Below are 22,566 nucleotides of genomic sequence, written 5' to 3'. Positions count from 1 at the left end.
ATTATTCCTATTCTGTAATCAAAGGAACCACGCAGTTATCATGCCAGTTTCGATAAATATTTTGTGGAGCCGGAATTAATCCGTTTCGGGTGGCAGAAAAGTCAATCTAACGGTTTGCTTCTCTCCGGGCTTTGAAACCAGTTTTTCAGGAACTTTCAAGACGATCATTTTACCGTTCTGGCCAGCCTTTTCAAAGGCATCTGCAATTGCCGCTGATCGCGCAGAAACTGTCTCCCATTGACGCAGGCGCGATCCGTTTTGAACCTCCGGTGCCGCAGCAACATCTATGATCAACAATTGCTTTTGTTGAACCGTCATAATTTCCGCGATTTCTGTTCTGGCAAAATCGGTAAGCATCGCATTGCCATCACCGAAAAAATCCGGTGCTGTATAATTATAGGAACCCAGCACCGCAGCAGTTTGTGCATTTTCTGCGGCCATTTTTTTTTTGGTTTCGGAGTCCGCGATATTTACAAAATGCGTATAGGCAAAGGCGCTGAGCAGCATAAGAGCCAGATCAAGAAAGGATAAAGTGGTGCGACCGGCATTCATCAGTCATGCGTCCCTTTTTGTCGGTTTCACCGGAACAAAATGTACGGGCGCAACGTCGGCAAGTTCGAGGTTTGCGATGTTAATCGTATGATGGACTACTTTGGATCTATAGGCATTCAGTATTTCTGCTCTCGAGTGCAGACGCACATAGATCGGAAAAGCGATGATATGGGAAATGAAAAGACCATATAGACTGGTAAGCAATGTGAAGCTCATAGCCGGCCCCATCTTCAAGGGATCGATGCCGGTAGCGAATAGCTGGATAAGCCCGGTAATTGTCCCGATCAGTCCGATTGCCGGTGCAATTTCCGCCGCCGAAAACCAATAGCTTGCAGATATGTTTTGCCTGGTTTCTGCGGCGTGTTCTTCCAGACGCACCCATTCTTCAAAACTTTTTGAATCCTTTGCATTGACCAGATAGCCGAGGATCCGGAGCACGAATGCATCCTGGCTGCGGACCGTTTCCAAGCCGGCAAGCCCCTGTTGTCTTAGTGTGAAATCAATTCTCCGGCACATGTATGTTGCGTTTTCACCGCTTTCCTCAAACGGATCACGACCCCAGTTAGCAAGCGCAACGACTGCCCTAACGATCGAGCGACGGCCATTTTGAACCCACGCCATAATCAACACACTGCCTAGAACCAGGCCAAATAACATCGGGTCGAAAAACCGCCAGATGTTTGTTAGTAGAATGTCCATCGATCCCAATCCTGATTTGACCGGCAAAAACTTGCCGGTCAGCGGCAGAATTTTGCCACCTTGGCAAAACCCGAAACAAACTACCCGCAAATATTGGACGGAGGCCCTGAAAAACCGGCACTTTCCGAGCGGGCCGGATAAATTGGCACACCCTTTGCATCGTCCTGTTTGGGTACTCCAATAACGGCGTAACTCATGAACAAGAACGGTCAGCAGGCCGAATAGTTAATACGGGATTAGAAACGATGCCTAGTTTGGATCAGATATTTGCATTGAACGGCGGGGCATTACAGCTTCGCTCTCAACGCCTCAATATGCTGGCGTCAAATATCGCAAACGCCTCGACACCTGGGTACAAAGCGAAAGACCTCGATTTTGATCTTGCAATGAAGCAGGCGCAAAATGGCAGTTCGCTCGATCAGGCTATGGACGATCACACTGGTTACCGGATTCCGCTGCAACCATCACTCGACGGAAACACCGTTGAGCTGTCCGTCGAACAGACGTTGTTTGCTGAAAACGCCATTCAGTATCGAACGACCCTGTCCTTCTTGCAGGCGCAAGTGTCTTCAATTCGGCGCGCCTTGAAGGGAGAATGAACATGGGTAGTATGAATGTATTTGATGTAGCAGGCAGAGCAATGTCAGCCCAGATGGTCCGGTTAAACACCACCGCGTCCAATCTGGCCAATGCCCGGACGGACTATGCCAGCGAAAATGAAGCTTTTCGCGCCATGCGGCCGGTATTTCGTTCTGTGGTCGAAGACAATCTCGCGACTGTAGATGTCGAACGCATCGTCAAAACCGATGCCGCGCCTCAGAGGCGTCACGATCCGTCAAATCCCATCGCGGATAAAGAAGGTTACGTCTGGGAAGCAGCTGTTGATGAGACGGCTGAACTGATCGACATGCTCGAAACCGCCAGAAATTACCAAAATAATGTGCAGGTTATGCAAACCGCAAAGTCTTTAATTCTTGAAACAGTGAGGAACCAATAATGAATATTGCACCAGAAATTTTCCAGACACCGGTAACAAATCTCGCCGGTCTCTCTCAGGCGCAACCGGAAAACGCCACAGGTGACAATACACTCGACCAAGATTCTTTCCTGCGTCTGATGACGACGCAGCTAAAGTTTCAGGACCCCTTTGACCCGCTCGACAACCAGGCAATGGTTGCCCAGCTGGCACAATTTTCCAGCGTCGCCGGCATTTCAGAAATGAAGCAGTCGCTGTCCGAGATTGCCTCAATTTTGGGTAACAATCGCCTCTCCGACGCCAAGGAATGGATCGGTCATTCGGTTCTGGTACCCGGGAATATCTCGGTTGCAGACAAAAATGGTCAGTATGCAGGCGAATTCGAACTCAACCAAGCAACAGACAATCTTTCTATTGATCTACTTAATGATGCCGGTGAAATCGTCATGTTTGTAGAGCTCGGCCAGCAAAAAGCCGGCCCGGTAGAATTCAATTTCGATAGCAAAGATGAATCCGGAAAGCCGCTAGATCAGGGGCGCCTGCGCGTCCGCATCAACGGCGGGTCGGTTTCAAATCTGGCGACATGGGTACCGGTAGCATCCGTAAAAACAACCGAAGGCAATGGCCCGCCCATTCTTGTCACACCAATCGGCAATGTGTTTCCCGCCGAGGCGCTCAAAATCGGATAAATCGGACCATTCGACATCTAGTTCAACATAGGAGAAGATAAAATGTCATTCTTTACCTCACTTAGCGGCCTCAAAGCGGCCCAAACTGACTTGAATGTTATTTCCAATAACGTTGCCAATACCAACTCGACCGGTTTCAAAAAGAGCCGGGCACTGTTTGGAGACCTTTTTGCAGCTGGTCCCACCCAACAGACAAAATCTGTTGCGGGCCAAGGCGTGCGTCTGAACGGCATCACGCAGCAGTTCACACAGGGCACGTTACAGTCAACCGATAAAACACTGGATCTGGCGATTGCCGGCGACGGCTTCTTTTCCGTCAAGGGCCAGCCGCCGCGTCAGGATTTGACCTTTACCCGCAATGGAGCGTTCTCGGTAAATAATAGTCGTGAAGTGGTAGATACCATTGGCGCGAAAGCCCAGTTGTTACCGGTTGACGCGAATGGTGTCGCCACTTCGACCAGCACGGCAGACATGTTCGACTTCGTACTACCGGTTGCCGATCCAGCCGATCCAGCCGCGCTGCTGACCAACATATCAATCAACAACGAAGGCGTTGTTTCAGCAACATTCTCCAACGGTAACCAATTGAACATCGGTGCCCTTGCGTTAGCCAGCTTCTCGGCCATTGAAGGCCTCCGCCCGGTCGGTGATGCCCATTGGCAATCGACTGGCGCATCCGGTCCGGTACAAATTAACCAGGCTGCGAATGGTCCGCTCGGACAGGTTCGCTCCGGTTCACTGGAGCTCGCAAACGTCGATATCACCGAAGAGCTGGTCTCGCTGATAGCCGCTCAGCGCAATTTCCAGGCCAATGCGCAGGCGATTGAAACATCCAATACTCTGACCCAGACGATCATAAATCTTCAGATCTAATTTCTGATCAGTTGAAGGAATGAATCATGGATAAGCTTGCATATACGACGGTCAACGCGATGAAATCGCTGATGAACCGGCAAACGGCCATCGCGAACAATATGGCGAACTCGGACACCGCGGGTTTCAAAGCCGATATGGTTTCGGCAAAGGCCCAGTATCTGAATGGTCCGGGCCACAACAGCCGCGCCATGGCTGTTGATCGGGATATGCAGGCAGATATGAACGGGGGGGTGATCACAAAGACCGATCGCCCTCTCGACATAGCGCTGGAAGGCGATGCAATGCTCGCCGTTCAGGCCGCCGATGGCGAAGAAGCATATACCAAGCGCGGAGATCTTATGATCAGCGCATCGGGCGCCATGCTTACCGGGGACGGCTTTCCGGTTTTGGGGGAAAGTGGACCTGTAACCTTACCGCCTTCGGAGCGCGTCGACATTGGTGCGGATGGAACTATTTCCTTCATACCGGCAGGTGGCGATCCCACTCAGCCGCAACAGCTTGGAAAGTTAAAACTTGTCAGCGCGACAGGCAGCCAAATGTCAAAAGGTACGGATACTCTATTCCATGTAGCCGATGACGGCACGTTACCCGTCGATGAAAATGCAAAAGTCATTTCCGGCGCCTTGGAACAGTCGAACGTCAATATGCCCAGCGCCCTGGTAGATATGATTGAAACCAGCCGTGCGTGGGAAACGCAGGCGAGGTTGCTTAAAATGACCGAGGAACTTGATGATAGCGGCGCGGGTGTAATGTCCATGCCGCAAGGATAACCGTATTCAGGAGATGATGAGATGAGTAACGCTGCCCTACAAGTTGCGCGCACCGGACTGGATGCGCAGAACACAAAGATGCGCGTGATTGCCAACAATCTGGCGAACGTTAACACCACGGGATTTAAACGGGACCGCGCGGACTTTGCCACCCTCGCATATCAAAATGTCGTTACACCTGGCGCACCGTCGGATGCACAAAACCGCTATGCAAGCGGGATACAATTGGGAACCGGTGTCCGGCTATCAGGAATCGGCAAAATTGCTACCCAAGGCACTTTGCAGAATACAGAAAATGCCATGGACCTGGCGATCGAAGGCGCTGGCTATTTCCAAGTGGAACGGCCGGACGGATCAACCGGCTACACAAGAGCAGGTAATTTCAGCCTGACCGCCGAGGGCAATATGGTGACAAGCGATGGCTTGCCACTGGTTCCCGCGATCCAGATTCCGCAGGGTGCCACAGCGATTTCCATCGGTACGAATGGGACAGTTTCGGCTTCGCTGGCAGGACAAAGCGAGCCCAGCGAACTGGGCCAAATTGAACTGGCCAATTTCACCAATCCAGCCGGACTTCTGTCGGTTGGTAATAACATCCTTACCGAAACAGCGGCAAGCGGTGCCCCGCAAGTGGGCCAAGGTGGGCAAGAAGGTCTTGGCAATATCCGGCAGGGTGCCCTGGAAGGATCCAACGTCAACATTGTCGAGGAACTGGTCAACATGATCGAGACGCAGCGCGCCTATGAAGTCAATTCCAAAATGATCTCGGCAACCGACGATATGCTGCAGTTCGTTAACCAGCAACTTTAATCTACCGCAGGAAAGAAGCGTAACCATCATGATAAATAAACCGTTTCCAAAACGTAGCTTGCTGATCAGTATGACGCCGTTCCTGCTCATCGGTTGCATGGGGTCTCACTCCAGCATCTCGGCACAAGATTTCACCCCGGTTACGGCCGCACCAGCTCCTGAACCTGTCGTTGCAAACGGCGCGATCTTTCAGGTCGCCTCCGGTTATTCGGCTCTAACAAACGGGACGCGAGCAAGCCGGAAGGGTGATATTATCACGATACTGCTGGTTGAAAAAACACGCGCCTCGAAATCCAATAGCGCATCCAAAGATCGCAATGGCGGATTTTCTTTGACACCGCCTACTTCCGGTCTTTTCTCGCTATTCTCCCCCAGCGATGTCGCAACGAGCGGTTCTCAGAATTTTTCTGGCACCGGCAGCGCAGACCAATCGAACAGCCTGCAGGGGCAAATTAGCGTGACCGTAGCGGAAAGCTATCCCAACGGGACCATGCTGGTGCGGGGTCAGAAACTGACATCGCTAAACCGGGGTGATGAGCATACCCAATTTAGCGGACTTATACGCGCCATCGACGTGTCCGCCGACAACACTATCCCGTCTAACAAAGTAGCCGACGCGCGGATCATCTATGGCGGTACGGGAGAGATCGCGTCAGCGAGTAAACAGGGCTGGTTGCAGAAATTCTTCTCGTTTATTTCGCCATTTTAGCCCCAATCATAAGAGATTATATGCCCCAATCATCTAAAATATACCAGTCACTCAGATGGTTAGCCACCATACTCGCACTGGTGTCAGCAGCTCTCGTTGTCACCCAGCCGGTCCAGGCCGAGCGGATAAAAGACATCGGGACTTTTGCCGGTCTGCGGACCAATCAGCTGGTTGGTTACGGCGTCGTCGTCGGGCTAGCCGGAACCGGCGATGATAGTCTGGAATATGCCACGGTCGGCCTGAAAGGTGTCGCCAACCGTTTTGGCCTGACCTTGCCTCCCGGCGTCAATCCGGCATCCAAGAATGCCGCCGCCGTTTTGGTCACCGCCGAAATGCCTGCCTTCGCAAAACCGGGCCAACGCCTGGACATCACAGTGTCGGCCATCGGAAAGGCAAAATCATTGCGCGGTGGTACATTGATATTGATGCCTCTTTTTGGCGCTGACCAGCAGATATATGCCATGGCTCAGGGGAATCTGGCGGTCGGCGGCTTGGGTGTCTCCGCCGCAGATGGTTCCAAGCTCACGGTCAACATTCCCTCCGTCGGCCGAATTTCCGGCGGCGCGTCGATCGAACGAACCGTTGCAACCGGATTTGAAAGCGAGCCCTTTCTCAGCTTCAACTTGACCGACGCAGACCTGACCACCTCCTTGCGCGTAGCAGATGCCATTAACGAAGCCCTGCAGTCCCAACAGGCGATTGCCGCAGATGCCGTGACGGTCCGTATTGCCGCCCCGCTCGGCGCACAGGAGCGCGTGATGTTGATGGGGAAAATCGAAAACCTGATCGTCAAACCGGCTGATGCACCTGCTCGGATCATCGTCAATGCCCGGACCGGGACGGTCGTAATTAATGGCGCGGTGCGCATTGGCCCCGCAGCGGTAAGTCACGGAAAGCTGACAGTTCGCGTCGAAGAAAACCCTACAGTCATCCAGCCCGCACCGTTTAGCCGCGGCAACACGGCAACTGAACAGAATAGCAATATTGCCCTAGATGAATCCCGCAATCCGGCCTTTGAAATTGGACGGCGCGCGTCGCTCGCGGAAATCGTCGAGACTATTAATTCTCTTGGCGTTTCACCGTCTGATTTAACAGCAATATTGGAGGGATTGAAACAGGCCGGCGCCTTGTCCGCGGAATTGATCATCATATGACCATAATTTCACCCCCATCACTTGCCGCAACTTCGCCTTTAAGCTCGAACAATGCTGCGGCCGACAAAAGGCAGGCTGATATCCAGTCAATGGCAGCTGATTTCGAAGCGATATTTGTGCGGCAAATGCTGAAAACGATGCGGACGTCTTCTCTGGGTGAGGGGCTGTTTGACGGCCAGGGAACCGAGCAGTTTCGCGATATGCAAGATGCAAAGGTCGCTGAATCTATGGCTGAAAAAGGAGTTTTCGGGATAGCCCAGCTGCTAACCCGCCATTTGGAGAATAATGATGTCTGACCTTCTCAACATTGGACGAGCAGCTTTAAAAGCCAACAGCCGTGCATTGGAAGTCGTTGGATCAAACGTCGCTAATGCAGAAAATCCCGATTATGTGAGACGATCTCTCAACATCGGCGATACCACAATGTACGGCGCCACCAACCCCATTTACAGCAATTATACCGGAACCGGAAGCGTAGCGGTCAATGGCATCACGCGTTCCAGCGATCAATTTCTGGAAGCGGCAACGCGACAGACCGGAGCAAGCCGTGTCAGTGGGGAGGTTGTTGAACAATGGCTCAACCAGGGAGAAATTGCACTTTCCAACAATGATCTGGACATTGGTGCTCAATTGACTCAACTTTTCGGAACTGCTGAGGAACTTTCGGCAGTTCCATTTGAACCGGCGTTGCGCAATCAATTTTTAGGCGATGTTCAGACTTCGGTTCACCGATTCAACCAAACTGCCCTCAATCTGTCATCTACCATCAATCTGATCAACGGTGCTGCCTCCCAAGAAGCGGTAGAATTGAATACCGCGTTAAGCGAACTCGCGCAGGTGAATCAGCAATTACGTCCGACGCGCGCCGGCACTGGTCAACACACGGTTTTGCTCGATCGTCGCGACGCAGCATTGACGGTTATCACTGAAAAACTCGATGTTCAGATTAGTTTTGGCGATAATGGTACTGCAGATATTTCCCGCAATGGAACCGATCTGGTTGCCTTCAATATTGCCAGCCCGGTGACCTTCGTTGCCAATGCCGGAGCCAGTTTCGATATCTCAATCTCTGGCACTGTGCAGACTGCACCAAGCAACGGAACCTTAGGCGGGTTGCAACGCGCACAATCAAGTCTGGTCAAGCTTAACGATGATCTGGACAGCCTAGCGGTGCAATTTGCGGGTGAAATCAACGGATGGCAAGCCAATGGGCGAACCGATGCAGGGGCCGCTGGCGCGGCGATCGTTTCCCACAGCGGTACCGCTGCAAGCCTTTCGATTACCGGACTTTCCGCAGATGATCTTGCCCTCGCCTCGGCTGCCGGCGTAGCCAATGGCAATATCCTGGCGTTTGTCGACTTGCGCACCGCGACGGGCACCGAACAAGGCTATGAGAAAATAGCAATCGGACAGGCGCAATCTTTGTTGACGGCCCGCAGCGAGAGCAAGGCCGCAACGGCATTTGACCGCGCTACCCGCGAAGCGCGTAACAATATTTCGAGCGTTGACCTTGATCGCGAAGCGGCTGACCTTATCCGACTGCAACAATCCTACGAAGCGGCCGCGCGCGTCATACAGGTCGCACGGGAAACGATACAATCCGTCCTCGCCATCTTCTAGTTGATCGCGCGCAAAGGAAAAAACCATGGAATCGATCAACAGAAACAGGCCCAATGATGCCATTCAAAAGCAATCAGAATTGTCCACGCTTATCGGTAAGACACAGGAATCCATTGCAAGTGGTAAAAGCTTTTCCCGGCCTTCAGAAGCACCTTCCAGTTGGCTAGAGATATCTAGCCTCGGTCGTAAAGCCGCAATCGAAAATTCATGGCTCAACAACATCGGTCGTGCAGGTATTATGGCACAGCAAGCCGAATCCTCCATCGACACAATTTCCAGCGGCTCTATCAGGGCCAAGGAATTGGTCATCCAGGGTAACAACGGGACTCTTTCTCCTGAAGATCGCGCAGTGATTGCTAATGAACTCGACAACCTGCGCGTCCAGTTCAATCAGCTCACGCAAGCTCAAGACAGCTATGGCGGTCAATTATTCCATGCCGGTGACCCGATTGAAATGAGGATCGATACAAACGTACTGGTGACACCCTCACCCAATTTTCAAACTGTTGCCCAGTCCATAGATATCGGAGGCGGCACCAGTGATCTCGATACGATTATGGACGAAATGATCACCGCGATCCGAACCGGGACCGCAACTGACCGAGCCGACCAGCTCGGCCGGGCAGATTCGCTGATCAACCATTTTTCGAACCTGCTCGCCAATCAGGGGATGCTGGTCAATCGCCTCGATGACCAAGAAAACCGCCTGCAAAAGTCTCAGCTCACATCGAGCGAGAGACGAACCGTGCTGGAAAGTACCGATGTGACAGAGGCTGTTTCGCGTTTCCAGTCCCTGCTGGTTAATCTCGAGGCGGCGCAGAGACTATACGCAAAATCCACCAGCACGACTCTAATGCAGTTGATACCCTAGGCGCGCCGGATTCATTGCTATCAGGCCCTTAACCATAAGCTTTTTTTTCCGTTCATCATAACAATGTTTGTTTCCTGAATTCACTGAACAGGGAGCAAACTTCGCAATCCGAGTCCGTTGATGGGGAAATTGATATATGTTTGCCGCAATTGGTATAGTCGTTCTGCTCGTCATGGTTTTTGGCGTATTCATGCTTTCGGGTGGCGACATGGGCGTGGTCTTGCATGCTCTACCAATCGAGATGGGTATTATCGGCGGTTCCGCTGTAGGCGCACTGATAATCGGCAACTCAGGCGCACAGCTGAAGGCACTGATGGGTGGCTTCGGCAAAGTGTTCAAGGGTCCGACCTACGTCAAACAGGATTTCATGGACTGCATCCTTCTCACGTCCAAATTGACCAAGATTCTCAAGAGCGAAGGGCCGGTAGCGCTGGAGCCACATATCGAGGACCCGAAATCTTCGCCGATATTCAGCGAATATCCAAAGCTGCTCAAAGACGATACACTGGTCCATCTGATCGCGGACAGCCTGCGCCTGGTCGTGGTTTCCTCCGGAACGCTTGACCCATATGCAGTCGAAGACGTTATGGATCAAAGTATCAAAACCCATCACCACGAAGCGATCGGGCCCGCCGACAATCTTCAGAACCTCGCCGACGCCTTGCCGGCTCTTGGTATTGTTGCAGCCGTTCTCGGCGTTGTCAAAACGATGGGTGCGATCGACCAGCCACCGGCCGTTCTCGGCGCGATGATCGGCTCCGCACTGGTCGGAACGTTTTTGGGCGTATTGCTCGCATACGGTTTTGTTGGGCCAATGGCCCTTCGTGCACGTACTGTGATCGAAAGCGATGGCACTATCTATCAGGTGGCCAAACAGATCATCATCGCAAGCCTACATGGCCATCCGCAACCATTGATCATCGAAGCAGCACGCACCAGTTTGCAACATGCTAACCAGCCCAGCTTTGCCGATGTTTTCGATGCAATAAGGGCACGTTGATCGATGGCAAAGAAAGCTGATGCGGGTTCAAATCAACCGCCAATCATTGTCAAAAAAATTATCATGGAGCAACATGCCGGCCATCATGGTGGTGCCTGGAAAGTGGCTTATGCCGATTTCGTGACCGCAATGATGGCATTCTTTCTTTTGATGTGGTTACTGGGAGCCACTGACGAGAAACAGCGCAAAGGATTAGCGGACTATTTCGCCCCTACGCTGGTCGAGTTTCGCCAAGAAAGCGCCGGTTCCGACGGTATGTTTGGCGGAGATTCTCTAACTGCCAAGGATAATTATCCGCACGGAGCGAAGCAGACTGGTACGCAATCGATAACCATTCCTCGCGATGCGACAGGCACTCAAGATGACCAGGGCAAAAGCAGCAGTAGCGCCCGAAAAATGGATGCCAAAGAATTTGAAAAGCAGCTTCGGGAACAGCTCAAGAAAGATCCGGAAAAACTGGCTCTGCTCAAAAATATTCGGTTCACAGATACCGTTGAAGGCCTGCGTATTGATCTGATCGATGAAGCCAATTTCAGCATGTTCGCGCTGGCCACCGACAGTCTGAACCCCAAAGCCAAAATATTGATCGGCGAGGTGACCAAAATCATTGATACAGTTGACAACCTGCTCGTCATCAGGGGACATACCGACAGCTTGCCCTACGCAAGCGGGAAAAATATGAACAATTGGCTCCTTTCGTCGGCCAGAGCCGAGGCAACCCGGAAGGAAATGGTGCTTCAGGGTATTATGAATACCCGTATGGCGCGCATTGAAGGAGTGGCCGATACCGAGCCCTATAATCCGAAAGACCGGATGGATGACCGGAATAGGCGCATTTCCATCACCATGAAACGGAACTGACCGGCGTCAAAGCCTTGTCAGCCGTCCAACGTCATCCCCATTTTGGATATAAAAACGTCTTATTTCGCCAAATCGGATCGGATATGATTTGATCTAAGCGGCTCGGATTCGGATAACGCTCAGCAAGAAAGGTTGAAAACTTTCTACTGAGGCTGTTCAGCCCCCGCAGGCCACAGCCTTGGTGAATGCAGTGCACCTGGTATGCGCTCTTCAGGATTGGGTAGGACGATTATTATCGTCCTACCCAATTGCATATGGAGAGCCGGCGATGCAGCGTATATTGCTTAACATCACGGGATTTCTGCTTCGTTCGGTGATGGATGATTTATTCTCGGCCAATGCGCCTTGGGCGGGGACGGCATGTGACGAACCGGCGCAACAACACCAGCATCATTAGGGATCATGCCTGCCAACGCGCTTGAGATATCGCCAAGGCAAAGGAGAGTGCAACGATTCTGTTGGATGTCGGCACGATGCTACAGCGATGTCGATACGTTCAAGTATATTTTGCGATATGGATGTTAGCGATCAGAAGCCCTGCGGTTCTCGAAACCATTAGAATATTTCGATACCATATTTCGGCCTTCCGATTTCGCATTGTAGAGCGCACCGTCAGCCTTTCTCAGAAGCGTCTGCTTGGTATCAGACGGCAAACATTGGGCCATGCCTGCCGAGAAAGTCACTCTGCCAATAGGTTCTCCAGATCCAATGTCCACGAGAGATTTTTTCGACAGCTCAAGGCGACAAGCCTCGATTCTTTCAAACGCACAGTCCATTTCAGCATCTTCAAATAATACCGCAAATTCTTCTCCGCCGTAGCGAGAAATATTACAACGATTATTTGACAGTAGAAACAATTGATCTGCAATCATTCGAAGGACACGATCGCCGCAGTCGTGACCGAAAGTGTCATTAATGCGTTTAAAGTGATCGACATCGACAAAGGCCAAAACAAACGGCCGTTGCTCGTCTTGCATTCTTTGAAAGACGATATCGAAATCCCGATCGAATTTTCGACGATTGGGTAGCCGCGTCAACTTGTCATGATCAGCTTCGCTTCTTGCAACTTCCAGATCTTTCTGCAGCTCTGCGAGCTTTTCGTTAGTATGTGTAATCTGTATCTGGTTTTCACGGGTAGATTCCACCATTAATCGAGATAGATTCAACATCTTTTGAATTGCGTTTTCGAGGCTATCTTTCCCGCCTCGAATATTTTTGGCCTGCTCGATCAACTGGTTCTCGTGCCGGACAGCGTTCTTGCTGCCGGTACTCAACAACTGTGTCGTATTGCGAATTTGCTCGACAGCTTGCAGAAAAATCCTCTCAATCTGTGCGCCGATATCGACGTTGAAATGTTTTTCGTGCAGGTCGATCACCGATTCATTATTGATTTCAGAAGCTGATATGGCCTTATCCAATTCCGCCTTCAATTCATTGTTGTCACCACAAAGATACTCCCAAGTTATCTCAAGGTTTTTCGCGTTGAGTGACAGATTATGGAGCGCCAGAAAATTTCTTATCTCAGCCAACGGGGAATATTCGCCTTCCTGGTCGGTACAGACCGGACATGCGACTTCACCACGCTTTTCGCGCAGGTAGGATTCCAGGATATTCTTTATATCGATCTTCACTTCATGCCCTCAGTCTGGGCTTTGGCAGCCGGTTATAGGCATCCAAGGCAGCTACTTTGTAAGCTTCGGCAAGCGTTGGAAAATTGAAAACATTGTCAGACAGATAATCAATTCCACCGTTTAAATTGATTACTGCTTGTCCGATATGGATCAATTCTGTCGCACCCTCTCCTACGATATGGACACCCAGCAGCTTCCGATCGCTGAGGTCAAAAATACATTTGAGCATGCCTTTGCAATTTCCAAGAATATGACCGCGGGACGTTTCCTGGAAACGCGCAACGCCGATTTCTACCTGGTAACCCTTAAGCCGTGCGTCTTCTTCGGACAGGCCAATACTGGCGATTTCGGGAATCGAATAAATGCCCAATGGAAAACTATTTCCCGAATGATTGATTGGCACGCCAAAGGCATGGCATGCAGCCTGACGCCCCTGTTCCATCGAAGTGGAGGCCAAAGCCGGGAATCCGATAATATCGCCAGCTGCATAAATGTTCGGTTGGCTTGTTTGCAGGGATTCCCTGTCGACAACCAGCCGTCCGCGACTATCGCATTCAATCCCGACTTTCTCCAGACCGAGATTGTCCACCGCGCCTACACGACCTGCTGTGAACAAAAGCATTTCAGACCGAAGTTGTCGGCCGTCATCCAATAGGATGTTTGGGCAGTTGTGATCATCCAGGGTTATTTTGTTGATTTTTCGGCCCAATCGAAGACTGATCCCGCGTTCCGTAAGTTGATGAACAAAATTTGCCACGATATCGCGATCGATGAATTCCAAAATCCGTTCGCGTGCTTCAACGACCGTTACCGGGATTTCCAATGTTGAAAAAATTGTCGCATATTCGAGACCTATGACGCCTCCGCCAACTACCGTTATGCTTTTGGGCATCGGCAGATTTGCGGCGACACTATCGCTGTCGATCACGGTGGTGCCGTTGAACGGGATATTTTTGGGTCGAAACGGCTTGGTACCGACGGCAATCAGAAACTTGTCAGCAGTGACCGAAAAACTTGTCTTTTTGCCTTGGGAGTTTTGCTGAATTGCTAGCTTGTGGATACCCGAAAACTTAGCTCTTCCCTTCAGTATTCGCACATTGTTTCGTGCGAGCTGGCTATCGATGACCTCGACTTCATCTCCCAATGTTGTCGAAAGGCGGGAATTGATGGAATCTTGCATCATCTTGACGCCGTCGCGATGCTGTCGGGACTTGAAATGTTGATCTCGCCAGCCCGTGACGGATAGCACCGATTCACGGATCGTTTTTGATGGCAAGGTGCCGGTGTGAACAGAGACACCACCGATCAGTTTCTGGTCGTCAACCACAGCCACGGATTTTCCGAGTTTTGATGCCTGGATCGCGGCTCGACGACCAGCGGGCCCTCCTCCGATAATCACAAAGTCATAGTCATATTCAGCCATGTGTTGTTCCCTTCACGCTATGGTTAACGGTGAAGGGTAGAAATCTTAAAGCCATGCGACATTCTAATTTCAATTAGTCAGTTGCGACCAGATTGGAAAGTTTGGCTGTCGAACTCCGGTGAAATTTGCCGACCGCAGCCGTTAAATGGCTTGTGTCACTTTGGAACAAAGTGATTGAGGCCCCTGCAAACCGCCACAAACGCAGAGTTTTTGTTGAAATTATAATCACTTAAACGTAATGCGTTGGCGTGAGCTGTCCGATCAGCTAAACTCTAGCGTCAAAAAACGAGAATTTATAACATGATGTCGCTCAATAATGTTCCGAACAAGCAATGTCAGCCGGCATGACGAGTGGGAATATCGATGTGCATGCGCTGATTGAGAAGCTTCAGGATATTTTGAAGTTTCTCGATGAAAATGAATTCGCGATTCCGGCAATCAAAGTCGAAGAGGCGATCAATGCATTGCAACAGATCCAGACGGATCAATCAGCGGGCAAGAAAACTGACTGATAAACCGACAAATATCGGTTCGCATTGAGCATTATTGAATTTCGTAAATCAGGAAAACGCACTCCGCTTCTATCCGGCGAGTTTCCGGATCACATTCATGTGCGTCCACTTGTATCAATTGGTAACCGTCCAAAAGGTCGGATTTGATTGATCCATCTTGTCTCAATTCGACCCGGCGTTGGATAATGGCTTTGGCTTCGGCACCTGCTGAGACGACACCGGTGCGATCGGCAGCCTTTGTTCGCCCGCCAGGACCGTACACACAAATCACAAGCGATAGCACAGAAACCACGATCAATCTGAACGCCGGAACAATCGCATACGAAGCAAAATGCTGTAAGATGACGACCAACCCCTCCGAGACTGACGTAAAATCTCTGTCTCAGGATCAAGGACGGTAAAAACGGGGAGTGCCTAAGCCGTCACTTCAATTTTGCTGGATTCATATACCACGATCTAGGTCTATCTTGACCGCATGAGAAGCAAGGATGCTAAAGCTCAATAGACAATTGTCTCGTGGCCCACGATTTGATGTCCTTCGCGATAATCTGATTATTGAGTCCGCAGATATCTAAAACACTCGTAAAAATTCCACCCAGAAACTGTCGCAAATCAACTATTGCATAGGGGGATCGATAGGCGTCGTTTCCATCAACAGACAAAATCTCCGTGATATCTGCGAAAGATAATATCTTACATTGCTGGTGCCAGCTATCTTCAGCCTTCAACGTCAATAAGGCCGACAGTTCCGCGAAAAGGAAATGTTTGCTTTGATCGGAACCATCGGGTTGTTCGGTGGCCAGAATTACCTTGGAAAGCCCAGCCAATAGCATATCTTCGATCTTGATAATTTCCGCGATCGAGCGATCCGGCGTCGAACCTATTTCCAGATATTCAAAAGCCAGCGCCATGAGCAATAGCTCCCGCCAAGTATAGGAAACACGCTTCCCCTTCCCCGTATTAACACCGGTCGGGAAACCGAGCCGCTGCATATGCTGGATTCTACCTCGGAACGCGGTCTGATTGGCATGGGCAATACGATGCTTCTGCGCCAGAATTTCTTGAATCTCTTTATACGTAAATTCCATTATCATTCCCGAAACTGAGCTCGATGTTCCGATATGAACATCCAAGCCTCATATTGGGTCAGCGGGAGGTTTGTGACAATCAGTTATTATGAAAATCGTTGTCGTCCGGTTTCAGGTCCAAACATTGTTCACACCATGCAACGGCATCCACCGTCAACTTGAAGCACCGCAGATCCCGATTGTTGTGCGAACGACAACGCTCTACATATCCCTCCGCTTCCAAAATCATCGCCAATCTGGTGACTATTGGAGCGGGTTTACGCAAATCATCGCTCAAATCCGATAGGGCCACACATCTGTTATCGCTCGATGCGATAAATGCTTCAAGCACGAGTTCCCAAGCCGGATCACCGAAGATATGGGAATTCAGGAAATACAGATGTCGTTGCCGTTGGTTCCGAAGTTCGGATTTCGCAAGATCGATATAGTTGGCTTCCACCTCAAGGGTCATATTATTTTCAACTTTCTAAAGCTGGTCCAGCGATCGTTTGTGATAATAATATGATCGTGCAATCGAATTTCGAGCTCCGCACACAGCGATTTGATAGACCTTGTGAACTCGATATCCGAGTTGCTCGGCGTGACGCTCCCACCAGGATGATTGTGCGCTAGGATAATGCCGCTCGCATCGAGTTCCAGCGCGCGTTTCAGAATACTCCGGGGTTGGACAAACATTCGTCGGGGAGAACCAGCGCCAAACTCCTGATCACCCAAGAGGTGGTTTGAGCTATCCAAGAACATCACACGCATTATCTCGGTGGTGCGCGAGCCCATGCGTGCTTGTAGATATTTGATAAGTCTTCGATCGGTGGCTGAAATCAACTTCCGTGGCAATTCGTTTTGCAGATTGGCGAGCATGAATTTTTCGGTTGCCTTGAGGAGCCTTACTACTGCCCTATTGGTCCCGAGAACTCTCAGCAAAGCGGCTTCCGATTCACCAAGCATGCGACCAATCGAACCAAATTCGTCTAACAGTTCATTGGAGAGTCGGCGGGCATCGACCGGTGCAACAATCTCTATGAGCTGCGCCAGGACATATCTGTCCCGATGGCTCTCAATCTTTTCTGGTGGAAGTATGTGCCGATCATCAGAACGGCCAGCAACGGATAAGAAGAAGCGATTTGCATGATCATATAGGCTTTTGGGTGTATCGTCACATCGAGCAGCTTTGCCGTATGAGCCACCAGCGCTATTGTCTGAAGCGAAACTACGCATAGCGGCCAAAACCGGTTAGCGCGAAGCGCGATCGCGAAAAAACCGGCCCACGCCGCCAAATCGATAACCAGGTGCCCGGGGTCCAGAGTGGCGTATTCAAGCGGAGTAACCAAATGAACCGCAGGATCCAGTACCAACATACCGACGACGATACACGCAGCCCAACGTTCTGGCCCTCCTCCCCGATACAGCGCGTAAGCGCAAATCGCACCGAGGAAGAGGAAATAGACGAAAGTTCGCATGGTCTAGATGGAACATCCTCAAGCATTTCAGTCAACCACTGATCGCTTAAGCGGCAACAGAAAGCAATTTACCTTTGGCAGCAGACGCTTGAGCCGGTGGGCAGGTTTCGTGCACATCCAAGCCAGCATATTCTCGGCCGACTTTAGCAAGCTCACCGTGCACTCTCAGGACGTCGCTGCTGGCCTCGACGAGCGCCATTTGCGCTTTTGCCAATCTGCGAACGGCAATCTGCCCTGTCGCGGCTGGAACACCCGTGTCCAGGCGCGCCCGCACTAAAGTGGACATCAAGTTAGATACTGAGATTAGGGCTTCGTCGATCGATGCTTCTGTCAGGGGTACATCTTGTTTGATCTGATCAGTTGCAATCTTGATTTGATAAGACATAGTTTTTCCTTCCCGCAAATCGCGGATTTTTGATGTTTCAAAAATAAGAGAGCCCAGTGGCTGTTTAAGCCGCCAACAGACTAGAAAGAGACTGAGAGACTGACAAACCAATCAAAACAACTGCCAAGATTCCGATCGTCAAAACAACTATGATGGCAATCCTCTGACCAGTTCCCAGTGAACCTCCCGGCTCCTTCTGGATTTGCGACCAAAAATTCGTGTCATGCGCAGTATCAATGTCATAAGTGCTTGATACTTCTTCGAGCATAACAGAATTTGACCGCTCGTCCTGAGGTCCTTGTGAACCGAAACTATCATCGAAGGGAACACCTACCGGATCGTATAGTATCCGATCATAGGTCCCGGAGGCCCGGGCATAGATCAAAGCGGCCTCATCGCGTGTAGCCGCTCCCAGCACTCTGCGCGCACCGATCAGGCGTTGATCTACAGCCGGTTTGGAAATCTCCAGAATCCGGGCAATTTCCTTCGAGGATTTTCGTAGCACCACCAAATGCAAGCATTCTCGCTGCTTCGCAGTCAGCTTCGCGACACGCGATGATTCTAGCGCGATATCTTCCAAAATTTCTGCCCCATAAATATCTCGTTCACCATACATTCGCGATGCAGTGAACGCAACCAGCTCGGTACAATTGAATAGAATACAAAGTATGGATTCAAAGCAAAAAATCATGCGCATGCGGATCGAACAAACAAGATTAATTTTTATCGCACTATACCGTTAACCAAGAACTGCCGATCTCATCGTGGCAATCCGCAAAACGTTGATGAATTGAATTTGATGAAGGAACATTCGAATGACCGACGATAACAAAAAGCATGAGAAAGATGAGGTCATTAGCACTCTTGAAGAGATACTGTCCGAGCTCGACAAACAGCGTCTCTTTCTGCCGGCCTTGAAAATAGTCGAGGCTTTGGATGCTCTCAGTGCGACCGCTGCTCCAGACGCATCTTCCGATGGCTGAGGGAAAAAGCGACCACATGAACCTTCGCGATATCTGAAAGTTCGGCGACCAATACGCCAGCCAAAATTTTCTATTCAACGGCCAAAGCTCAAGGCTTTCGGCCTTCATCCATTAAAAAACGCGTAAGCGGAGAGACGATGGTGCCGTTACGATAGACGGTCCGAGGACCCGAATGACATGAACCGGCCACAGTTCAAAACGTTAAACAAAGCGAACAAATTCACACGCGCCCTGCAAGGGTCGCCGGCGCCGAGTGAACAGGCCGTCATTTTAATATGACCGCGTCTATAAGATCAGGAAGTTCGGGCTTATGAGTAGGCATTAAGTGGCCCAATTGAATACTATTTTCTTCAAATCCTCCATTGCCAGCGGCTTCGCTAGATGTGCTTGCATTCCAGCTTCAATGCAACGGTCAACGTCCTGGTCAAACGCGATTGCGGTTAGCGCTACGATGGGGAGCGCGTTTGCGTCGATTCCGTGACCACGAACCATGCGGGTTGCTTTGATGCCATCGACATAAGGCATCTGTAAATCCATCAAAACCAAGTCATATTGCTTTTCTTCCATAACCGCTTTTCGGATCATCGCGACCGCCTCCGCACCATCAACAGCGAGATCATGATCATAGCCTAGTTTTGTGAGCATTTCTCCAATCAGCGCCTGGTTCACATCATGATCTTCCGCGACCAGAATGCGTTTCACGATTCCTGCATTTTCGCATCGGGCTAACAGATTCGTCGGAATTTTTACGAGATTTTCGTCGGCTTCCTCGTCAAATCTGTCCACCGGAATTTTGACAGTGAATTCCGAACCACGACCAAGATGACTTATCATTTGAATCGAGCCGCCCATCAGCTCGACAAGCTGTTTGCTAATCGTCAAACCCAATCCGCTGCCGCCATATTTTCTTGCGGTTGAATCATCCGCCTGAATGAACGGTTCAAAGATCGCGGCTTGGCGATCGGGGGCAATGCCTGCTCCGGTGTCGGATACAGATATATGCAATTCTGAACGACAGGCATCGGCTTGCCCGGACTGAGGAGTTTCGGTAATTACGGCCGATATCGTAATATATCCGGATTCAGTAAATTTTATCGCGTTCGCCAACAAGTTCATCACAATCTGACGCAACCGGAACCCGTCCACCTTCACCCAGCGCGGCAGGTTTTTGTCGAGATCCATCAAGAGTGTCAGCTGTTTTTCTTCCGCGTTCGGGGAAAACAGCTTCACACAACTATTCAGCAGATGACGGACATCGGACGGTTCCGGCGAAATCGCCATCGTCCCGGAATCTACTTTCGAAATATCCAGGATATCATTGAGCAAGGTCATCATCGAGGACCCGGAATCAGATATCAGCCTGACATATTTCTGCTGGGTATCGTTCAGAGTTCCATCGTCCAACAATTGGGTGAAGCCGATAACACCATTCATCGGAGTACGAATTTCGTGACTCATATTGGCAAGAAATTTGGACTTCGCACCCGTCGCAGCTTCGGCGACATTCAACGCGCTCACAATCTCCCGTTCTTTATCTACCAGTATCTGGGTTTTGCTTTTGACTTCCGCTTTAACATACGCTTCGCGCCGAGCATGGAATATTACAAGCGTCGAAAAGGCCAGAATGAGAGCCAATCCGCCAACCATGACGAACATCGGTTCCTGTGTTCCCACACTGCTTTCGAATTCGGGTGTGCTATGCCAGGATACCGTCCATCGCTGCCCCATGATAGGCAGGGTTTTGGTCACCGAATATTGAGGAGACCGAGACCGCCTGGAAACTTCTTTGCTGGCGAAAATCAACTGGGCTTCATTTGTGGTAACGCCGTCATGTACGGTGATGTCGAAATTGCTGCCCTGACTTGCGGTCAGGTCCTGCATGAACCGGGACGCTACAAATGGTGCGTATATCCAACCTCGAAATGCGGCACGCTTCCGCGCCACGGAGGTCAGCGAACGACCGGAGTGGTAAATCGGTCGAAGCAAGAGAAATCCTGCGCTTTTTGTTTTATCCTGTACAAGAAATATCCGCTTCGTAATCGTCGCCTTGCCGACATCCCTTGCCCGGTAGGCAGCCGAGCGACGGTTTGTCTCGAAACCAATATCAAGGCCGACAGCTTCTTCGTTGATCGAAATTGGCTCGATATAGGAAATTGATAAAATTTCAGCCCATGATGTCTGCGGGTGCACGGTGACACCAGTGACACCGCGGGCTGATAGATCTTCCAGATACTCGCCTTTTCTTGATCTCAATACCGGCTCGATATAGCCAATCCCGTTGATCCCGGGCAGCGTTTCATCAATCTTTAGAATACTGACAAATGTCTTCCAATCCTGCAACGTAACGCGATCAGACGTCGCGAACAAAGCGGCTCCGCTATCCAGCGATTGCCGATATGATTCAATCCTGTGGGTAAGTGCCTGCTCGCTATCCTTTGATAAGGTGTTAAAGGCCGCGAGGTTTCGCTCGTATGTCGTGGTTTTGGTCAAATTCCAGGAGAAGACCGTGACACTGAGCAGCACAATTATTCCAAAAACCAATGTGATGACGGCCGTGCGGTCTAGCGCGAAAAAGCCTTGAACTCCTGTTGCCAGACCTGTGTGCTCGGACACGGGCTCCACTATCACAACCCAACTTGTTGCAAATATTGCTGCGCACCCAACAACGTTGATATCCGGTTGGCTAGATCTTGTGGTGAAAACGGCTTTTCCATATAGTCTGCAGCGCCTGACCGATACGCATCCACCATGTCGTTGCTGCTCGTCTGGTTCGTCAGAACCAGCACGGGTATCGCCGTTGTTCTGGCATCCCGTTTGAGATTATGCAGGACTTCCGGTCCTGTCAGGCCGGGCATGAGATTGTCTAGAATGATAGTGTCAGGGCGCACACGAAGTGCGGCGGACAGAACGCTATATCCGTTGTCCACAACCGTAACGCTATGACCGCAAGACTCGAGCTTGTGAAAAACCAGATCGCCCAGCAAAGCATCATCATCCGCAAACAAGATTGTCGCCACTTCAAATTCCTTTGTCATCGAATTTCCCGCGAAAGTCCGCGTTGGAAAATAAGGTTTTTAGATTTTGGCCAAACCGACCACGACCGTGTCTTGATGTAATAACGGGTCGAACAGCGGTAAATTAACCATCCCGGCCGGAACCAATTTCGCTATAACAGCCACTTAGCGCGTAATCCGGCGAAATTTTGCGGCCCTATTTTTACCAGTAAAAGCTTCGAGACCGGGAATTGGCTGCATATTCTCAGCTTCTCAGCTAAAATTCTGCCCTGTGACTATCGTGCACAGAAGATTGCTAAGCCCGCCGCCATCGGCTGCAACGAGATTTGTTCCTTAACTAATGCTCCAAATCACCGTCATTCATATCGGCCCACGTGACCCCATTTTGAAACGGGAACCCAAATTGCGAGAGCCTAAAAATGGGGAACAAGCATGAGCCAAACTCAAAATCATAGTAAAACGCCGGCAGAAAAGTCGCTGCCGAGC

The 22,566-nt window shown here is 50.6% G+C and carries 26 protein-coding genes and 1 pseudogene; 16 read left to right on the top strand and 11 right to left on the bottom strand.

The window, feature by feature from the left end:
- Positions 1–75 precede the first annotated feature (75 nt).
- Positions 76–552: a hypothetical protein gene (locus WBM93_RS01475; RefSeq protein WP_424427432.1), complete on the bottom strand. Its 477-nt coding sequence runs from the start codon at positions 550–552 to the stop codon at positions 76–78.
- Positions 553–555: 3 nt separating this feature from the next.
- A complete protein-coding gene (locus WBM93_RS01470; protein ID WP_424427488.1) occupies positions 556–1,251 on the bottom strand; it encodes a MotA/TolQ/ExbB proton channel family protein in 696 nt (231 codons plus the stop codon).
- Between the two features lie 245 nt (positions 1,252–1,496).
- Between WBM93_RS01470 and flgB the strand changes: the two genes are divergently transcribed.
- From flgB to WBM93_RS01400, 14 genes and pseudogenes are all read left to right on the top strand, one after another.
- Complete coding sequence (flgB, locus tag WBM93_RS01465; RefSeq protein WP_424427430.1) at positions 1,497–1,850, top strand: flagellar basal body rod protein FlgB; 354 nt, start codon at positions 1,497–1,499, stop codon at positions 1,848–1,850.
- A gap of 11 nt (positions 1,851–1,861) precedes the next feature.
- The gene (gene flgC, locus WBM93_RS01460) at positions 1,862–2,248 is read left to right on the top strand and encodes a flagellar basal body rod protein FlgC (RefSeq protein WP_424427486.1); all 387 of its coding nucleotides are present in this window, start codon (positions 1,862–1,864) and stop codon (positions 2,246–2,248) included.
- Positions 2,248–2,916: a flagellar hook assembly protein FlgD gene (locus tag WBM93_RS01455; protein ID WP_424427428.1), complete on the top strand. Its 669-nt coding sequence runs from the start codon at positions 2,248–2,250 to the stop codon at positions 2,914–2,916. The genes flgC and WBM93_RS01455 overlap by 1 nt, the downstream gene beginning before the upstream one ends.
- A 42-nt stretch (positions 2,917–2,958) precedes the next feature.
- Positions 2,959–3,789 (top strand): flagellar hook-basal body complex protein, encoded by an 831-nt coding sequence (locus WBM93_RS01450; protein ID WP_424427426.1) that lies wholly within the window; start codon positions 2,959–2,961, stop codon positions 3,787–3,789.
- Between the two features lie 26 nt (positions 3,790–3,815).
- Positions 3,816–4,562: a flagellar basal body rod protein FlgF gene (locus tag WBM93_RS01445; protein ID WP_424427424.1), complete on the top strand. Its 747-nt coding sequence runs from the start codon at positions 3,816–3,818 to the stop codon at positions 4,560–4,562.
- A gap of 21 nt (positions 4,563–4,583) precedes the next feature.
- Complete coding sequence (gene flgG / locus WBM93_RS01440) at positions 4,584–5,372, top strand: flagellar basal-body rod protein FlgG (protein WP_424427422.1); 789 nt, start codon at positions 4,584–4,586, stop codon at positions 5,370–5,372.
- A gap of 97 nt (positions 5,373–5,469) precedes the next feature.
- Entirely contained in the window at positions 5,470–6,081 is a 612-nt protein-coding gene (locus WBM93_RS01435; protein WP_424427484.1) for a flagellar basal body L-ring protein FlgH, read from the top strand.
- 20 nt (positions 6,082–6,101) lie between these two features.
- Positions 6,102–7,235 carry a flagellar basal body P-ring protein FlgI gene (locus WBM93_RS01430; protein ID WP_424427420.1) on the top strand — a complete coding sequence of 378 codons (1,134 nt, stop codon included), beginning with the start codon at positions 6,102–6,104 and terminating at the stop codon, positions 7,233–7,235.
- A complete protein-coding gene (locus WBM93_RS01425) occupies positions 7,232–7,531 on the top strand; it encodes a rod-binding protein (protein WP_424427418.1) in 300 nt (99 codons plus the stop codon). Before WBM93_RS01430 ends, WBM93_RS01425 begins: the two co-directional genes overlap by 4 nt.
- The gene (gene flgK, locus WBM93_RS01420) at positions 7,521–8,855 is read left to right on the top strand and encodes a flagellar hook-associated protein FlgK (RefSeq protein ID WP_424427416.1); all 1,335 of its coding nucleotides are present in this window, start codon (positions 7,521–7,523) and stop codon (positions 8,853–8,855) included. The genes WBM93_RS01425 and flgK overlap by 11 nt, the downstream gene beginning before the upstream one ends.
- Before the next feature lie 25 nt (positions 8,856–8,880).
- On the top strand, positions 8,881–9,726 hold the full coding sequence (locus WBM93_RS01415; RefSeq protein WP_424427415.1) for a flagellin: 846 nt from the start codon (positions 8,881–8,883) through the stop codon (positions 9,724–9,726).
- Between the two features lie 136 nt (positions 9,727–9,862).
- Positions 9,863–10,726 carry a flagellar motor stator protein MotA gene (gene motA / locus WBM93_RS01410; RefSeq protein WP_424427413.1) on the top strand — a complete coding sequence of 288 codons (864 nt, stop codon included), beginning with the start codon at positions 9,863–9,865 and terminating at the stop codon, positions 10,724–10,726.
- A gap of 3 nt (positions 10,727–10,729) precedes the next feature.
- Positions 10,730–11,575 (top strand): annotated as a pseudogene (locus WBM93_RS01405) (flagellar motor protein MotB); the annotation flags it as partial.
- 280 nt (positions 11,576–11,855) lie between these two features.
- Entirely contained in the window at positions 11,856–11,984 is a 129-nt protein-coding gene (locus WBM93_RS01400; protein WP_424427411.1) for a hypothetical protein, read from the top strand.
- 124 nt (positions 11,985–12,108) lie between these two features.
- Here the strand turns inward: WBM93_RS01400 and WBM93_RS01395 are convergent, their stop codons facing one another.
- Together WBM93_RS01395 and sthA are read right to left on the bottom strand one after the other, a co-directional pair.
- The gene (locus WBM93_RS01395; RefSeq protein ID WP_424427409.1) at positions 12,109–13,218 is read right to left on the bottom strand and encodes a GGDEF domain-containing protein; all 1,110 of its coding nucleotides are present in this window, start codon (positions 13,216–13,218) and stop codon (positions 12,109–12,111) included.
- 1 nt (position 13,219) lies between these two features.
- The gene (gene sthA, locus WBM93_RS01390) at positions 13,220–14,641 is read right to left on the bottom strand and encodes a Si-specific NAD(P)(+) transhydrogenase (protein WP_424427407.1); all 1,422 of its coding nucleotides are present in this window, start codon (positions 14,639–14,641) and stop codon (positions 13,220–13,222) included.
- A 344-nt stretch (positions 14,642–14,985) separates the two neighbouring features.
- On the opposite strand from sthA, the gene WBM93_RS01385 reads away from it, so the two are divergent.
- Positions 14,986–15,153, top strand: coding sequence for a hypothetical protein (locus WBM93_RS01385; protein WP_424427405.1), 168 nt, complete (start codon positions 14,986–14,988; stop codon positions 15,151–15,153).
- 491 nt (positions 15,154–15,644) lie between these two features.
- On the opposite strand, the gene WBM93_RS01380 is transcribed toward WBM93_RS01385, so the two are convergent.
- From WBM93_RS01380 to WBM93_RS01360, 5 genes are all read right to left on the bottom strand, one after another.
- Positions 15,645–16,241, bottom strand: coding sequence for a hypothetical protein (locus tag WBM93_RS01380; protein WP_424427403.1), 597 nt, complete (start codon positions 16,239–16,241; stop codon positions 15,645–15,647).
- A gap of 79 nt (positions 16,242–16,320) precedes the next feature.
- Positions 16,321–16,692 carry a hypothetical protein gene (locus tag WBM93_RS01375; protein WP_424427401.1) on the bottom strand — a complete coding sequence of 124 codons (372 nt, stop codon included), beginning with the start codon at positions 16,690–16,692 and terminating at the stop codon, positions 16,321–16,323.
- Complete coding sequence (locus WBM93_RS01370) at positions 16,689–17,456, bottom strand: JAB domain-containing protein (protein WP_424427399.1); 768 nt, start codon at positions 17,454–17,456, stop codon at positions 16,689–16,691. The genes WBM93_RS01375 and WBM93_RS01370 overlap by 4 nt, the downstream gene beginning before the upstream one ends.
- A gap of 288 nt (positions 17,457–17,744) precedes the next feature.
- Entirely contained in the window at positions 17,745–18,083 is a 339-nt protein-coding gene (locus tag WBM93_RS01365) for a hypothetical protein (protein WP_424427397.1), read from the bottom strand.
- A 64-nt stretch (positions 18,084–18,147) separates the two neighbouring features.
- Positions 18,148–18,780 (bottom strand): sigma factor-like helix-turn-helix DNA-binding protein, encoded by a 633-nt coding sequence (locus WBM93_RS01360; RefSeq protein WP_424427395.1) that lies wholly within the window; start codon positions 18,778–18,780, stop codon positions 18,148–18,150.
- A gap of 118 nt (positions 18,781–18,898) precedes the next feature.
- Here WBM93_RS01360 and WBM93_RS01355 point away from each other — a divergent pair, with 118 nt between their 5' ends.
- Entirely contained in the window at positions 18,899–19,066 is a 168-nt protein-coding gene (locus WBM93_RS01355) for a hypothetical protein (RefSeq protein ID WP_424427393.1), read from the top strand.
- A 321-nt stretch (positions 19,067–19,387) separates the two neighbouring features.
- Here the strand turns inward: WBM93_RS01355 and WBM93_RS01350 are convergent, their stop codons facing one another.
- Complete coding sequence (locus WBM93_RS01350; protein WP_424427391.1) at positions 19,388–21,679, bottom strand: CHASE domain-containing protein; 2,292 nt, start codon at positions 21,677–21,679, stop codon at positions 19,388–19,390.
- 11 nt (positions 21,680–21,690) lie between these two features.
- A complete protein-coding gene (locus WBM93_RS01345) occupies positions 21,691–22,101 on the bottom strand; it encodes a response regulator (RefSeq protein WP_424427389.1) in 411 nt (136 codons plus the stop codon).
- Between the last annotated feature and the right edge of the window lie 465 nt (positions 22,102–22,566).

Source organism: Parasphingorhabdus sp. (genome assembly GCF_049667325.1).
Lineage (GTDB): Bacteria > Pseudomonadota > Alphaproteobacteria > Sphingomonadales > Sphingomonadaceae > Parasphingorhabdus.
This window is presented reverse-complemented; position numbering and strand designations above follow the sequence as displayed.